This is a genomic window from Streptomyces sp. NPDC088194 (assembly GCF_040702025.1).
Classification (GTDB): Bacteria; Actinomycetota; Actinomycetes; order Streptomycetales; family Streptomycetaceae; genus Actinacidiphila.
The window spans coordinates 44,045-57,528 of sequence record NZ_JBFBIV010000040.1; the positions used below are offsets into that span (position 1 = coordinate 44,045).

The 13,484-nt window shown below is 74.7% G+C and carries 14 protein-coding genes and 1 pseudogene; 5 read left to right on the top strand and 10 right to left on the bottom strand.

Features of this window, described 5'->3' with window-relative positions; genetic code table 11:
* Positions 1–34 precede the first annotated feature (34 nt).
* Positions 35–1,375 (bottom strand): D-inositol-3-phosphate glycosyltransferase, encoded by a 1,341-nt coding sequence (gene mshA / locus AB0399_RS22485; RefSeq protein ID WP_329374072.1) that lies wholly within the window; start codon positions 1,373–1,375, stop codon positions 35–37.
* A 326-nt stretch (positions 1,376–1,701) separates the two neighbouring features.
* Here mshA and AB0399_RS22490 point away from each other — a divergent pair, with 326 nt between their 5' ends.
* Entirely contained in the window at positions 1,702–2,499 is a 798-nt protein-coding gene (locus tag AB0399_RS22490) for a class I SAM-dependent methyltransferase (protein WP_366412532.1), read from the top strand.
* A 249-nt stretch (positions 2,500–2,748) separates the two neighbouring features.
* On the top strand, positions 2,749–4,152 hold the full coding sequence (locus AB0399_RS22495; RefSeq protein WP_366412533.1) for a SpoIIE family protein phosphatase: 1,404 nt from the start codon (positions 2,749–2,751) through the stop codon (positions 4,150–4,152).
* A gap of 16 nt (positions 4,153–4,168) precedes the next feature.
* Here AB0399_RS22495 and AB0399_RS22500 read toward each other — a convergent pair whose 3' ends face one another.
* The 3 genes from AB0399_RS22500 to AB0399_RS22510 form a co-directional block, all read right to left on the bottom strand.
* Positions 4,169–4,552 (bottom strand): DUF2516 family protein, encoded by a 384-nt coding sequence (locus AB0399_RS22500; RefSeq protein ID WP_328467566.1) that lies wholly within the window; start codon positions 4,550–4,552, stop codon positions 4,169–4,171.
* Between the two features lie 156 nt (positions 4,553–4,708).
* Positions 4,709–5,314, bottom strand: a complete 606-nt coding sequence (locus AB0399_RS22505; protein ID WP_366412534.1) for a hypothetical protein — start codon at positions 5,312–5,314, stop codon at positions 4,709–4,711.
* Between the two features lie 63 nt (positions 5,315–5,377).
* The gene (locus tag AB0399_RS22510; RefSeq protein ID WP_329366200.1) at positions 5,378–5,845 is read right to left on the bottom strand and encodes a helix-turn-helix domain-containing protein; all 468 of its coding nucleotides are present in this window, start codon (positions 5,843–5,845) and stop codon (positions 5,378–5,380) included.
* Between the two features lie 113 nt (positions 5,846–5,958).
* On the opposite strand from AB0399_RS22510, the gene AB0399_RS22515 reads away from it, so the two are divergent.
* Positions 5,959–6,828 carry an alpha/beta hydrolase gene (locus AB0399_RS22515; protein WP_366412535.1) on the top strand — a complete coding sequence of 290 codons (870 nt, stop codon included), beginning with the start codon at positions 5,959–5,961 and terminating at the stop codon, positions 6,826–6,828.
* Positions 6,829–6,873: 45 nt separating this feature from the next.
* Here the strand turns inward: AB0399_RS22515 and AB0399_RS22520 are convergent, their stop codons facing one another.
* The 5 genes and pseudogenes from AB0399_RS22520 to AB0399_RS22540 all read right to left on the bottom strand — a co-directional run bounded on the left by AB0399_RS22520 (position 6,874) and on the right by AB0399_RS22540 (position 10,379).
* Positions 6,874–8,214: an MFS transporter gene (locus AB0399_RS22520; protein ID WP_366412536.1), complete on the bottom strand. Its 1,341-nt coding sequence runs from the start codon at positions 8,212–8,214 to the stop codon at positions 6,874–6,876.
* A 154-nt stretch (positions 8,215–8,368) separates the two neighbouring features.
* Positions 8,369–8,527, bottom strand: a pseudogene (locus AB0399_RS22525) (RNA polymerase subunit sigma-24); the annotation flags it as partial.
* Positions 8,528–8,581: 54 nt separating this feature from the next.
* Positions 8,582–8,998 (bottom strand): VOC family protein, encoded by a 417-nt coding sequence (locus AB0399_RS22530; RefSeq protein ID WP_328467554.1) that lies wholly within the window; start codon positions 8,996–8,998, stop codon positions 8,582–8,584.
* Positions 8,999–9,008: 10 nt separating this feature from the next.
* Complete coding sequence (locus AB0399_RS22535) at positions 9,009–9,443, bottom strand: helix-turn-helix transcriptional regulator (RefSeq protein ID WP_366412537.1); 435 nt, start codon at positions 9,441–9,443, stop codon at positions 9,009–9,011.
* Between the two features lie 9 nt (positions 9,444–9,452).
* A complete protein-coding gene (locus AB0399_RS22540; protein ID WP_366412538.1) occupies positions 9,453–10,379 on the bottom strand; it encodes a LysR family transcriptional regulator in 927 nt (308 codons plus the stop codon).
* A 243-nt stretch (positions 10,380–10,622) separates the two neighbouring features.
* Here AB0399_RS22540 and AB0399_RS22545 point away from each other — a divergent pair, with 243 nt between their 5' ends.
* Positions 10,623–11,849 carry a hypothetical protein gene (locus AB0399_RS22545; protein ID WP_366412539.1) on the top strand — a complete coding sequence of 409 codons (1,227 nt, stop codon included), beginning with the start codon at positions 10,623–10,625 and terminating at the stop codon, positions 11,847–11,849.
* Positions 11,850–12,033: 184 nt separating this feature from the next.
* Here AB0399_RS22545 and AB0399_RS22550 read toward each other — a convergent pair whose 3' ends face one another.
* Positions 12,034–12,792 (bottom strand): hypothetical protein, encoded by a 759-nt coding sequence (locus tag AB0399_RS22550; protein WP_366412540.1) that lies wholly within the window; start codon positions 12,790–12,792, stop codon positions 12,034–12,036.
* A 74-nt stretch (positions 12,793–12,866) separates the two neighbouring features.
* Here AB0399_RS22550 and AB0399_RS22555 point away from each other — a divergent pair, with 74 nt between their 5' ends.
* Entirely contained in the window at positions 12,867–13,460 is a 594-nt protein-coding gene (locus AB0399_RS22555; RefSeq protein WP_366412541.1) for a GrpB family protein, read from the top strand.
* Positions 13,461–13,484: the final 24 nt, after the last annotated feature.

Genomic DNA, 13,484 nt, shown 5'->3' on the forward strand with positions numbered 1-13,484 from the left:
GGGCTCCGTGGACTCGGGGTGCTCCGGGGAAGCGTCAGCCATGGGCCGATCGTAGGTGACGCCGGTGCTCCTGCTGCGCCGCCGCGTACACCTCGGCCGTGTCCGCCGCCGCGGCGCCCCAGCCGAAGCCGCGGGCGTGCCGGGCCGCTGCCGCGCCGAGGTCGTCCGCGAGGTGCGGGTGGTCGACGAAGCGCCGCAGCGCCTCGGCGTAGTCCCGCGGGTCGTGCCCGGGGACGAGGAAGCCGGTGCGGCCGTCGGCGACCGCGACCGGCAGCCCGCCGACCGCGGCGGCGACCACCGGGGTGCCGCACGCCTGCGCCTCGATCGCGACCAGCCCGAAGGACTCGCTGTAGGACGGCATGACCAGGACCGTCGCCGCGCGGTACCAGTCCGCGAGCCGCGCCTGGTCCACCGGCGGCTGGAACCGGATGACGTCGCACACGCCGAGCCGCGCGGCCAGCTTGTGCAGCGCCTCGGGCTTGGCCAGCCCGCTGCCGCTGGGGCCGCCGACGATCGGCACGACCAGCCGCTCGCGCAGCGCCGGGTCGCGCTCCAGCAGCACCGCCACGGCGCGGACCAGCACGTCGGGCGCCTTCAGCGGCTGTATCCGCCCGGCGAAGAGCGGGATCACCGCGTCCTGCGGCAGCCCGAGCCGGGCCCGGGCGGCGGACCGCCCGCCGGCGTCGGGCCGGAAGCGGTCGAGGTTCACACCGGGGTGGACGACGGCGACCTTGCCGGGCGCCGCGTCGTAGTGCCGCGCCAGCTCGGCGGCCTCCTCGTCGGTGTTCGCGATCAGCCGGTCAGCGGCCGCCACCACCTGCGTCTCGCCGATCACCCGGGCGGTCGGCTCGGGGCAGTCGTCGGCGGCGAGCGCGGCGTTCTTCACCTTGGCCATGGTGTGCATGGCGTGCACCAGGGGTACGCCCCAGCGCTCGGCGGCCAGCCAGCCGACATGGCCGGAGAGCCAGTAGTGGGAGTGCACCAGGTCGTAGTGCCCCGGGCGGTGACCGGCCCACGCCTGCATCACGCCGTGCGTGAACGCGCAGAGCTGGGCCGGCAGGTCCTCCTTGGCGAGCCCTTCGTACGGGCCGGCGTCCACGTGCCGCACCAGCACGCCGGGGGCCAGCTCGACCGCGGGGGGCGCGCCGCCGGTGGTGGCCCGGGTGAAGATCTCCACCTCGATGTCCCGCTCGGCCAGCCGTCTGGCCAGCTCCACGATGTACACGTTCATGCCGCCGGCGTCGCCGGTGCCCGGCTGGTGCAGAGGAGAGGTGTGCACGCTCAGCATCGCCACCCGCCGTACCCGGCGCCCGACCGTCCACCGCTTGTGCGGGGTTCCGCGGCGCGCGCCGAGCCGGGACGTGTACGTGGTCACCATGCGATCCTTCCGGCAGCCGTACCCCCGTCGTCAACCTCGCACAACACCGGAATGTGCGATTCCATTTCCGATCTTCCGCACCGATGTCAGGTCGTTACCACGGCGCCCGGGGCCACGATCGGCATGACCCACGTGACCGGCCATGACCGTACCCGTGCCGGTACGACGACGGCGTGACCGTGCGCTCCCTCGCGCGAAGCCCCGTGCCCGGCGGCCGGCGCCCGGTGTATCGCGCGGCCGGGCCCTTCGCGGGGCGCATGCCCCCGGTCCGCCCGTTCACGCTCGTCCGGTCCGCCCGTTCACGCTCGTCTACCCTCGTGCCCATGAGCGGCGGGCGCGCGGCGGGCGCGGTGGGCACGGTGACCAGGGGCACCACCAACCCCAACCGCCTGCGCCGGATGGACCGCTGGATCGCCGCCACTCTCGCCCGGGAGCTGCGCGGCGCCGCCGACCCGCTCGCCGTCGACCTCGGATACGGCGCCGCGCCCTGGACCGCCGTCGAGCTGCTGACGCGGCTGCGCCGGGTACGGCCGCAGGCCGAGGTGGTCGGCGTCGAGATCGAGCCCGCCCGGGTCGCCGCGGCACTCCCCTATACCCGCGACGGCCTGACCTTCCTGCACGGCGGCTTCGAACTCCCGCTGCCCGGCGGCCGCCGCCCCCTGCTGATCCGCGCGGCGAACGTGCTGCGCCAGTACGACGAGGCCGAGGTGGCCGGCGTCTGGGCCGCGCTACGGGCCCGGCTGGCACCCGGCGGCCTGCTGGTCGAGGGCACCTGCGACGAGATCGGGCGCCGGCACGTCTGGGTCGCGCTCGGCCCGGAGGGTCCGCGCAGCATCACCTTCGCGACCCGGCTCGGCTCGCTCCACCGCCCGTCCGACCTCGCGGAGCGCCTCCCCAAGGCGCTCATCCACCACAACGTGCCGGGCGAACCCGTCCACGCCTTCCTCACGGCGTTCGACCGCGCCTGGGCGTCCGCGGCGCCCCTCTCCTCGCTCGGCGCGCGGCAGCGCTGGATCAGGGCGGTACGCGACCTGCGCGACCAGGGCTGGCCGGTGCTCGACGGCCCCACCCGCTGGCGCCAGGGCGAGATCACGCTGGCGTGGGAGTCCGTCGCGCCGTGAGAGGCCGCGCCTCGCGGGGTCCGGGGCGCCCCGAGAAGGACCCCGGACCCGGAAGAGGGTCGCGTACGCCACACGGTTGCACCCGTCACGCGTGACCTTGGTCATGGGCGGATACCCCCATTGGCTCCCAAACCGCCCGCCCGTACCGGCATATGGCACGGGGGATTCACTTTCGGCACTCCCGTCCCGTCCGCTTGAACCACTAGGGTCGCCAGACCGAGACCTCAGGGGGAGGGAAGGAGCCGAGTGATGTCCGCTGCCAGGCGCGGCACCGAACGGCCCTCGGACACCCACCGCGGTGCCCAGGGCCGTGCAGGCGTGCCCGCGGACGCCTCGACGCGGCACGACGCTCCCCAGGAGCCCCCGGCGCCGGACCCGGCACCGGCCTCCTCGTCCGATCCGGCGCCCGCAGGCGCGACCGCTGCCGGCTCCACCTCCACCGGCTCCACCGCCGCCGGTCAGACGCTGGCGCTGCCCCGGCAGCGCCAGGACACCGTCCCGGACCCGCTCGTACTGACCCTGCTGGTGATCGGCGACGACCCGGCCGGCGCGTTCACCGCGCCCTACTTCCACGAGTCGGGCGGCCCCCGTATCCGCGTGCTGCGGGCGCGCAACCTGACCGCGGCGGGGCGGCTGCTCACCGACGACGTGCACTGCATCCTGCTCGATCTGCCGGACGTGCTCGGCGGCCTCCAGCAGGTGCTGCGGCTGGCGCCGGGCACCGCGGTCCTCGTCCTCACCGACGGCACGGACGACGGGGAGACCGCCGCCGAGGCGGTCCGGGTCGGCGCGCAGGACCATCTCGTACGGGACAGCGTGGACGGTGGGACCGTCACCCGCGCCGTGCGCTACGCGGTGGAGCGCAAACGCGCCGACCTCGCGCAGCGCCAGCTCACCCAGACCCGGCTGCTCGCCCAGGAGAACCGGCGGTTGGAGCGCGGGCTGCTGCCCACCCCGCTGCTGGAGGGCGCGACCGGGCTGCGGTTCGCCTCGCGCTACCGGCCGGGCCGCAGCCGGGCCCTGCTCGGCGGCGACTTCTACGACACGGTGCGCACCCCCGACGGGACCGTGCACGCGATGATCGGCGACGTGTGCGGGCACGGCCCGGACGCTGCCGCGCTCGGCGTGGAACTGCGGATCGCCTGGCGGGCGCTGACCTTCGCCGGGCTGGGCGGCGAGGAACTGCTGCGCACCATGCAGGACGTGCTGGTGCACGAGCGGGCCGACGAGGAGATCTTCGCCACGTTGTGCGGGGTCGACATCGCGCCGGACGGCCGCTCGGCCGAGCTGCACCTGGCCGGGCACCCGGCCCCGATGCTCGCCGCCCCCGACCGGCCGCCGGCGTTGCTGCCGTTCGAGGCGGGCGGGCCGGCGCTCGGGCTGCTGCCGGACGCCTCCTGGGACCGGATCGGGGTCCGGCTGGACGGCGAGTGGTCGCTGATGCTCTACACCGACGGCCTGATCGAGGGCCGGATCGGCAAGGGCACGCAGCGGCTGGGCCAGGAGGGCATGATCGGGCTCGCCGGGCAGCTGATGGCCGCGGGCCTCGGCGGTGAGGAACTGCTGGACGCGACCATGGCGAAAGTGCGCGAACTCAACGGTGGTGAGCTGACGGACGACGTGGCCGTGGTGCTGCTGGAGCGGCAGGCGTAGGACCCGGTACGGACTCTCAGCGGCGGCCGTTGTACGGGCCGTACGGGCCGTCGCTGCTGCTGCCCCCGCTGCGGCTGCCGCCACGGCGACCGAAGCGGCCACCGCCGCCACCGGCGCTACGCCCACGGCCGCTGACGGCGCGGACCGCCGGGCGGACGTCGACCATGTACACGATCACGGCGATCAGGCCGATGACCGGCAGGAACGACATGATGCTGAACAGCTTCATCACCGCGGCCGCGATGCCGAGGATGATCAGCCAGAACGCCTTGGTGTTCTTGTCCGCTGCCCGATAGGCGTCCTCACGACGGATCGCCGCGTCGACGAACGCGAAGAGCGCGAAGAGGAAAAGCGCCAACGAGATCAGGCCGACCACCGAAAAGAACGCTGTGATCAGCAAGTCGTCCACCGCCTCTCAGTCACTGTCTGGTCATGGCCACCGTACCGGTCCTACCCACCTAACGGACCGGGCGCGCATCCGGTGCCCGGTCCATCGGTCGGTCTTCACCTCGTGCGGCCCCGGTCGGTCCCGGTCGGCCGCGCCGAGGCGGGCGGGTCACTCCGCCGGCTTGCGCGGGGTGGTACGGCGCTGGGCGGCCGGCTTCTTCGGGGCGGCGGGCTTGGGGGCCTCGGTCGCGGCCTTGCCCGACTGCGGCTTCGGCTTGGCGGCGGACGCCGAGGCCGATCCGGATGCCGAGCCGGACTTCGACGTGTGCCCCACGGCGGGAAAGTCCACGACCTCGTCGGCCGGCTCGCCACGCCACTTCGCCACGGCGTCCTTGCCGCGCACGGCCAGCTCGTCGTACGTCTCGCGGGTGCGCACCGCGTACTCCGCGGCGCGGCCGACGCCCTGGAGCGCGAAGCCCTGCACGGACTCGCCGATCTTGCGGAGGTCCGGCCGCAGCTCCTTCAGGTCCAGGTCGGAGAAGGTCTCGTTGAGCTTGCTCTGGGCGTCCTTGGCTCCCTCGGTGACGCGCTGCTGCACGTCCTTCGGGTCCGTCGCCCGCAGCTTCTCGAACCGCTCGGGCGCCTGCTCGCGCAGCTTCTCCAGCAGGCCCGGGACCTCCCGCAGCTTCTCCGCGGCCAGGTCCGCGGTGCCCGCGACCGCGTAGAGCGGGGTCGGGTTGCGCAGGCCCTTCACGATGTCATCGGTGATCGTCATTGCTCTCGTCCCTCTTCTTCCTTGCTTCGTCGCTTGCACGTCACTTGCTCATCGCTTGCTTAGTCACTCGTTCGGCGGTTGCCCGCCGGTCCTGCCGGGTGCTGCCCGGCCCGCCACCACCGAAGCGGCCGCCCCGTCCCGACCCGCTTCCCACGCGGCGCCCGTGCCGTCCGCCCCCTCAGGGGCCGCGGCGTTCTCCTTGCGGAAGGACTCGTAGATCTGGATCAGCACCTGCTTCTGCCGTTCGTTGATCGACGGGTCGGCCAGGATCGCCGCGGGCACCTCCAGCTCGTCCCGCTCCCGCGCGTCGAGCATTCCCGCCTGCACGTAGAGGGTCTCCGCCGATATCCGCAGCGCCTTCGCCAGCTGCTGCAGGATCTCCGCGCTCGGCTTCCGCAGCCCGCGCTCGATCTGGCTCAGATAGGGGTTCGACACCCCCGCGGCATCAGCGAGCTGCCGCAGGCTCAACTGCGCGCTGCGCCGCTGCTCCCGCAGGAACTCCCCCAGCTCGCCCACCTTCAACGCACCCATGTCCCCAGCGTGCCCCACCCTGCTAACTTTTGCAAGCAACCCGCTTGCAACTGTTTCCCTCCATCCGCGGCGGGGGCGTGACAGGGGTCGGTGGGGGTGGCACCGTGGGGCGGATGGGTGCGGATGAGGTGGTGACGGCGGAGGACGGGACGCGGTTGTGGGCGACCCGGGGCGGTGAGGGGGCCCCGGTGGTGTGCTGCCACGGTGGGCCCGGGTTGTGGGACTTCCTGGGGGACCTGGCCGGGCTGCTGGCGGACCGGGCCACCGTGTACCGCTGGGACCAGCGCGGATGCGGGCGGTCGCAGCGGCGCGGGCCGTACTCGGTCGCCCGGTCGGTGGCCGACCTGGATGCCGTACGGCGCCACTTCGGGCTGGAGCGGATGGCGCTCCTGGGGCATTCGTACGGGGCCCAACTGGCCCTTCAGTACGCGCTGGACCACCCCGAGCGGGTCAGCGCGCTGGTCTACGTCTCCGGCAGCGGGATCGACGCGCGCGACACCTGGCGGTCGGCCTACCACCGGAACCTGCGCGCCAACCTCGGTGCGGACGTGGACCGTTGGGAGGTGCTCGGCGACCGCGAGCAGCGCACCGAGGCGGAGATCCGGGAGTGGTGCGTGCTGCAGTGGTCGGCCGACTACGCCGATCGGGAGAAGGCGCGGGAACAGGCCGAGGAATCGGCCACACCCTGGTTCGGCGTCAACTTCGCCTGCAACGCGACCGTCAACGCCGACGTGAACCGCACCTCGGGCACACCCGAACTGCTCGCGGCCTGCCAGGAGTTGGAGGTGCCCGTGCTGATCGTGCACGGCGCCGAGGACATCCGGCCGGACTGGGCGCTCGACTCGTTGGAGCAGGCCCTCCCCCGGGTCTCCCGGACGCTGCTCGACGGCGCCGGCCACCTCCCCTGGGTGGAGCGGCCCCATGCGTTCCGCGCCGCGGTCGGCGACTTCCTGGCCCGCGAACTCCCTTTCAACGGAAGGTGAGTTCGCCGGCGCACCGACATGGCTCCGCCCGTGGACGCGGCGGTGCTACCGACCTTCGTGGCGCAGGGATCGCAGGGGTGGGGTGGTGAGAGCGGCGAGGCCGGCCAGGCAGGCGAGGGTGGCGCAGAGGGCGATCGCGGGTCTGGGGCCGGAGGCGTGTGCGAGCCAGCCGAGGGCGTTGTTGCCGACCACCAGGGCGAGGCTCTGGACGAGTGCGAGGAGCGACTGGACGCGGGACAGGTGCGTGTCGGGGGCGCCCGCGAGGACCAGGGGGCCCAGGTGGCAGGCGAACACGCCCGAGCCGGTGCCGACGAGGACGGCCGCGGCGACGGCGGCGGCCGGGGCGGACGCCGGAACGGCCGCGAGCGCGGCGGCTCCCACCGCCGCGGACACCAGCCCCAGGCCCGCGCCCGCGCCGATCCGCCGCAGCGGTCCGCGACGGGCGGCCACCAGCGCGGCCAGGAGTACGCCGGCGCCCTGACCGGCGGCGACCAGGCCCGCCGTACCCGGCCCCCAGCCGTCGGACCGCGCCAGCAGCGGCGCGAGCAGGCCGACCACGGGGAGCACTCCGGCGGCGGCCACGGCCGTCAGGAGCAGCGCGGGACGCAGCACGGGATCGGCCGCGGCCAGCCGCACCCCGCCGGCGATCCCCGCGAACAGGCTTTCCGTACAAGGGACTTCCCGACCCGGAACGTCCCGACGCTGGTCTTCCCGGCCCAGGGCTTCCCGACCCGGGACTTCCCCGCCCGGGTCCTCCCGACGCGGCGACCGTCGCGCCTCGGCGGCCGGCCGCACCCACGCCATGACGGCGAGGACCGCCGCGAACGTGGCCGCGTCGACCAGCGCGGTGCCGCTCAGGCCCGCCACCGCGACCAGCACCGCCCCCAGCGGAGCCCCGAGCAGGGCGGCGACCTGGCCGCCGGCCTGCCGCACGGCCAGCGCCCGGGGCAGTTGCTCCTTGCCCACCAGGCGGCGCGGCATGGACCCCGTCGCGGGCAGATAGAACGCGTCCACCGTCCCGACGACCGCGGCGAACCCGAGCAGCATCGCCGGCGGCGCGCCCCACGCCCGGCCCGCCACGGCGAGAGCGAGTACGGCCGCGAGCATCACCACGTCCCCGGCGATCATCACCCGGCGCGCCCCGAAGCGGTCCCCGACCGCCCCGCCCACCAGCAGGAACACGGCCCGGGGCAGCGTGATCGCGGTCAGCACCAGCGCGGCCGTCCGGCCGCCGCGCGCACTGGCCGCCCACCCCAGGGCGAAGGCGAGAGCCGCGTCACCTGCCAGCGAGGCCCGGGTCCCCGCGAGCCAGAGCAGGTACGACCGGGGAAGCGCCGTCCGCGCGGGAGGGGGGACGACCGGGTCGGTGGTGTCGAGTGAGGCCATGGCCGCCGACCGTAGGGCCCTCAAGTCGGTCGAGGGCCAGTCCGCGCTTCGCACCACGCACCGCGGGGAGTTCGCCCGCGCGGGTACGGGCACGCACCCGCAACGCGGTCCGGACGGCGCGCACCGCCCGAACCACGCCCCCCAACCACGCCCGCTACCTGCCGAGTTCGGCCGGCTCCGCGATCCGCGTCAGCTTCCGCGGGTCCCGCACCACGTAGATCCGGGTGATCCGCGCGTCCGCCACCACGAGGCTCACCGCGGCCGGCTCGCCGTCGAGCTCGATCCGGACCGCGGCCGCGCCGATGAGCCGCACCTTCGCCACACACACCTCACCGGGGTGGTGGGGGCCGTCGGCCCTCGCTCTCCGTCAGCGCTTGCGCGGCTGGTTGAAGCGCAGGAGGTTGCCGGCCGGGTCGCGGAAGGCGCAGTCGCGGACGCCGTACGGCTGGTCGACCGGCTCCTGGAGCACCTCGGCGCCCGCCGCGCGGATGCGCTCGAAGGTCGCGTCCACGTCGTCGGTGGCGAAGATCACGCCGCGCAGCATCCCCTTGGCGAGCAGTTCGGCCATCGCGTCCTTGTCGGCGGGCGAGGCGTTCGGGTTCGCGAGCGGCGGTTCGAGCACGATCTCCACGTCCGGCTGCGACGGCGAGCCGACCGTCACCCAGCGCATCCCCTCGAACCCGACGTCGTTGCGCACCTCGAGACCGAGCACATCGCGGTAGAACGCAAGCGCCTTGTCGTGGTCGTCGACGGCGATGAAGCACTGCGAAAGCCTGATGTCCATGGACTTCACGCTACGGGCGGGCGGCGGAATCCGCGCCTCCGCGCCCGGCCGGACCGTTGCGCACCGGCCGGGTGAGGATCTTGGCCACGCACGCCGGGATGGCCGCGCCCGGGTCATGGCTGCGGGCCCGGTACGCGCTCGGGCTCTCGCCGACCAGTTCGGTGAAGCGCGAGCTGAACGACCCCAGCGACGTACAGCCGACGGCGAAGCAGACGTCCGTCACGCTCAGGTCGCCCCGCCGCAGCAGCGCCTTGGCCCGTTCGATCCTGCGGGTCATCAGGTAGCTGTACGGGGTCTCGCCGAAGGCGGCGCGGAAGCTGCGGGAGAAGTGCCCGGGAGACATCAGCGCGACCCGCGCCAGCGCCGGCACATCGAGGGGCTGTGCGTAGTCGCGGTCCATCGCGTCTCTGGCCTTGCGGAGCCGGACGAGGTCCTCGATCGTCACCCGGCCAGTCTACGGCCGGCCCGCGGACCCACCGGGTGCGCCGCCCGGGCCGGTGAGGAGGGCCTCGGCGTGCTTGCGGAAGGCGGTCACCAGCCGGCTGTGGTCGCCGGCGCGGGTGGCCAGCACCACGTGGCTCGGTTCGACGCCTTCGAGCGGGATCAGGGCCAGGTCGGGGCGGGGGCCGATCGTGCCGGAGCCGAGCGGCACGATCGCCACGGCCTGCCCGGCGGCGATCAGCTCGATCTTGTCCTCGACGGAGTCCACCACGGGACCGCCGGGCGCGGAGCTGCCGTCGGGGCGGGGGTCGATCCGCCAGAAGGCGTTCCAGGCGGGGTCGGCGACGCGGGGCATGGGTTCGTCGGCGACGTCGTCGAGGGTGACCGACTCCCGCCCGGCGAGGCGGTGGTCGTAGGGCACCAGCAGGACGCGCGGCTCGTCGTAGAGGACCGTCACGTGCAGCCGGCCGGTGGCGAACGGCAGCCGGGTGACCACCGCGTCCACCCGGTGGTCGCGCAGGGCCTCACCCGCTTCGTGCCAGAGCAGGTGGTGGGTGCGCACGTCGGCGTCCGGGTGCTTGCGACGCAGCTCGCGCACGGCCGGGGTGATGATGATGTTCGTGATGTAGCCGATGGTGATACGGCTGGGCTCGGCGGCGGAGCGGGCCCGCGCTGAAGCCTGGGCGGCGGAGCGCAGCAGCGCCCGCGCGAGCGGGAGGAAGACCTCGCCGGCCCCGGTGAGCCGGCTGCCCTGCGGGGTGCGGTCCAGCAGGCGGGCGCCGACCTGCTCCTCCAGGCGGCTGATCTGGCGGCTCAGCGAGGACTGGGTGAGGTGGAGGGCCGCGGCGGCCCGCCCGAAGTGCCGGTGCTCGGCGACGGCGGCGAAGGAGCGCACGAGCCGCAGGTCGAGGTCCTCGCGAGGCACGGGCGGGTCTGTCATGACTTCAGCGTAGCGGCCGCACCTGGCCGCTTCACCGCTTGCCTACGGTCTGACCTGCGATGTTGCGAATATCGGGATGCGCATTCCGGAACATTCATTGGACCCGTGGCGCCGCTCGCCCGCAAGGTGGCAGCACGGGCCGGGCGCCACCGTACGGCCGTCCCGGGCACGTCGCGGACGGCCCGGTCCGTGGCAACGCGACCGGCACGAGCAGACAAGCGGAACGAGCGGAACGAGCCGACCATGAACGAGATCTGGATTCTGGGAGCGACCGGCCGGACCGGACGCGCGATCGCCGCGCTGCTGGCGGCGGGTGACGCCCCGCTGGTCCTGGTGGGACGCGATGCCGTGCGGCTGCGCGAGCTGGCCGGGACGATCGGCGGCACCTCGCGGACCGTGGTGATCGGACCGGCCGCCGGAACCGACGGGGCAGCCGGGCCTCATGGCACAGCCGATACCCAGGGATCGGCTGATGCCAATGGCACAGCAGGAACCCGTGGTTCAGCCCGTACCAATGGCACAGGCGATGCCCGCCGGGGACGTACCAACGGTTCCGCCGCCACCGTCGCCGCGATCACCGCGCAGCTCGCGGCGGCCGCGCCCGCCGTGGTCGTCAACACGATCGGCCCGTTCACGGAGACGGCGCTGCCGATCGCCCGCGCGTGCCCGCCCGGCACCCACTACCTCGATCTCGCCAACGAGCTCCTCGCGGTCACCGGGTTGCTCGGGTTGCACGACGAGGCCGCCGCCGACGGCCGCTGCCTGGTGACCGGCGCCGGGTTCGGCGTGCTCGCCACCGAGAGCGTCGTGCTGAAGCTGTGCGCGGGCCGGCCGGCGCCGGCGCGGGTGCGGGTCGACGCGCTGGCGGCGGTCGAGAACGAGCCCGGCGCGATCGGGGCCGCGCTGGCGGCGAGCATCGTCGACGCGATCTCGGTCGGCGGGCGCCGTTACGAGCGGGGGCGACTCGTGTCCGCCCGGCTCGGCGACGACTTCGAGCGGTTCGCCCTGCCCGACGGTTCGGCGGCCCACAGCGCCGGCGGCCCGTCCGGCGAGCTGGAGGCGGCCCACCGGGCCAGCGGGGCGCCCTTCGTGGTCGCCGCGTCGGGCGCGATGCCGGCCGGGCGGGCGATCCGCGCGGTGCTGCCGGCGGCGGCCGTCCTGCTGGCGCGCCGCCCGCTCGGCAACGCGGTGAAGCGCCGCTTCGCCCGGGTCCAGGTCGGCCCCGGCGAACGGAACCGGGAGTTCTCCTGGGCGCGCGCCCTGGTCCAGGACGCCGACGGCGGCCACCGCGAAGGGTGGCTGCGGGCGGGCGACGGCATGTCGTTCACGGCCGCGGTGGCCTCGGAGGTCGCGAGCCGCCTCGCGCGGGGCGAGGGGAAGCCCGGGGCGTACACGCCCGGCGCGCTCTTCGGCCCCGAGCTGGCCGAGGCGGCCGGCGGGACCTTCCTCCTCGACGCGGCGACGGTCTGAACGGTCCGGGTCGCGCGACTCGCCCCTCGGCGGCGAGCCCGCGCCCCACCGCCTTAGCCGTCCGCCGAGTTGGGACGTCCGCTGGTGAGCACGCGGGCGCCGGGCCGGACCCGCGCGCGGACCGCCTCCCCCAGCGGCCTCCTCCCAGCGGCGGCCGCGGCCGGAGCCGAGACCGGAACCGAGGTCAGAGGGGGATGTCGGCCTCCGCCAACTCGGTGAGCAGCGGCTCCAGTCGGGCGGCAGCGGCCGCGGTCCGCGGTGCGGCACGGGCGAGTTCGCCGCTCGCCGCGCTGACAGCCGCGCGCAGCGCGCGGTGGATCTCGGCGGCGTCGAGGGCGCGGACGAGGGTCGCGGCGAGCGGGTCGGTGACCTCGTCGGGCAGAAGGTGGGCGCCCTTGGCGTGGGCCGTGGGCAGCCCGAGGCGCAGGCAGGCGAGGGTGAGGAGGTGCTCGCGCATCGCGCCGATCCAGTGCTCGGCCTGCCACAGGCGGCCACGCGCCAGGCAGATCCGGACGTGCAGGGCGTGATGCCACAGCAGGCCCGTCAGCAGGTCGGGGTCCGGGTCCCGGTAGGGCCGCAGCGGCTGCGAAGTACCGAACAGCAGGCGCCAGTTGGGTCCGCGCGGGCCGAACTCGGCCTCGGGTGCGAAGGTGACGTCGGCCTCCAGCCAGCCGGGCAGCAGGAACGCCCGGACGGTGCCGGTGCCGACCGGCAGGTCCCAGTGGTGCAGGGCGCCGAGTTCGGCGGTGAGCCACCGCGTCCAGCGCGCCACCGTGTCCGCGACCTCCCCGCGTACGGACAGCACCAGGTCGGTGTCCGACCAGCGGTCGCCGGCGCCGGCCGCGTACGAGCCCGTGAACGCGGCCCCCACCACGGCGGCATCGGCCTCCGCGCGCGCGACCAGCCGCTCCCGCAGGCGGTCCCGCTCCTCGACCGTGAACATCGCGCGGCTCCCTCCGGCAGCGGGTGAAGATCCTACGACGGCCCCGGCGCCCGGGCTTGGTAGCGTGCCGAACCATGCCGTTCGAGGACGAGTTGAAGCCGGTGCGGGTCGTGCCGCACCAGAGCACGTGGCGGGCGGACTTCGTGGAGCTGGCGCGGGTGCTGGGTGGGGCGCTGGGCGCGGAGGCGGTCGCGATCGACCATGTGGGCTCGACGTCCGTGCCGGGCCTGGCGGCGAAGGACTGCGTGGACGTGCAGGTACGGGTGGGCGACGTGGACGAGGCACGGCTGGAGCCGCTGCTCGCCGCGATCGACTTCCGGTGCCGGCCCGAGCCGTGGAACCGGACGGAGGTGTCGGGCGGGCGGGAGTGCCGCAAGCTCGTCTTCGCGCCGCCGCCCGGGGCGCGCTCCTGCAACGTGCACCTGCGGCGGGCCGACGGCCCCAACTCCCGCTTCGCGCTGCTCTTCCGCGACTACCTGCGCGCGGACGAGGCCGCCCGCGCGGGCTGGGGCGCGTTCAAGCGGCGGCTGGCCGCGAGCGTGCCCGACATCTTCGACTACGGCCAGATCAAGGCGACGGCCACGGAGGTGCTGATGGCCGGTGCCGAACGGTGGGCGGCGGACACGGGCTGGACGGTCGGCGGGGCACCGGGGAACGCCGCACCCTGATCCGTGCCGGCCGGCGCTCCCCCG

Bases quoted from the DNA above. Each gene is read 5' to 3' on its own strand.
- AB0399_RS22490 (WP_366412532.1), top strand. From the start codon at position 1,702: ATGAGCGGCGGGCGCGCGGCGGGCGCGGTGGGCACGGTGACCAGGGGC.
- AB0399_RS22495 (WP_366412533.1), top strand. From the start codon at position 2,749: ATGTCCGCTGCCAGGCGCGGCACCGAACGGCCCTCGGACACCCACCGC.
- AB0399_RS22505 (WP_366412534.1), bottom strand. From the start codon at position 5,314: ATGACGATCACCGATGACATCGTGAAGGGCCTGCGCAACCCGACCCCG.
- AB0399_RS22510 (WP_329366200.1), bottom strand. From the start codon at position 5,845: ATGGGTGCGTTGAAGGTGGGCGAGCTGGGGGAGTTCCTGCGGGAGCAG.
- AB0399_RS22515 (WP_366412535.1), top strand. From the start codon at position 5,959: ATGGGTGCGGATGAGGTGGTGACGGCGGAGGACGGGACGCGGTTGTGG.
- AB0399_RS22520 (WP_366412536.1), bottom strand. From the start codon at position 8,214: ATGGCCTCACTCGACACCACCGACCCGGTCGTCCCCCCTCCCGCGCGG.
- AB0399_RS22530 (WP_328467554.1), bottom strand. From the start codon at position 8,998: ATGGACATCAGGCTTTCGCAGTGCTTCATCGCCGTCGACGACCACGAC.
- AB0399_RS22540 (WP_366412538.1), bottom strand. From the start codon at position 10,379: ATGACAGACCCGCCCGTGCCTCGCGAGGACCTCGACCTGCGGCTCGTG.
- AB0399_RS22545 (WP_366412539.1), top strand. From the start codon at position 10,623: ATGAACGAGATCTGGATTCTGGGAGCGACCGGCCGGACCGGACGCGCG.
- AB0399_RS22550 (WP_366412540.1), bottom strand. From the start codon at position 12,792: ATGTTCACGGTCGAGGAGCGGGACCGCCTGCGGGAGCGGCTGGTCGCG.
- AB0399_RS22555 (WP_366412541.1), top strand. From the start codon at position 12,867: ATGCCGTTCGAGGACGAGTTGAAGCCGGTGCGGGTCGTGCCGCACCAG.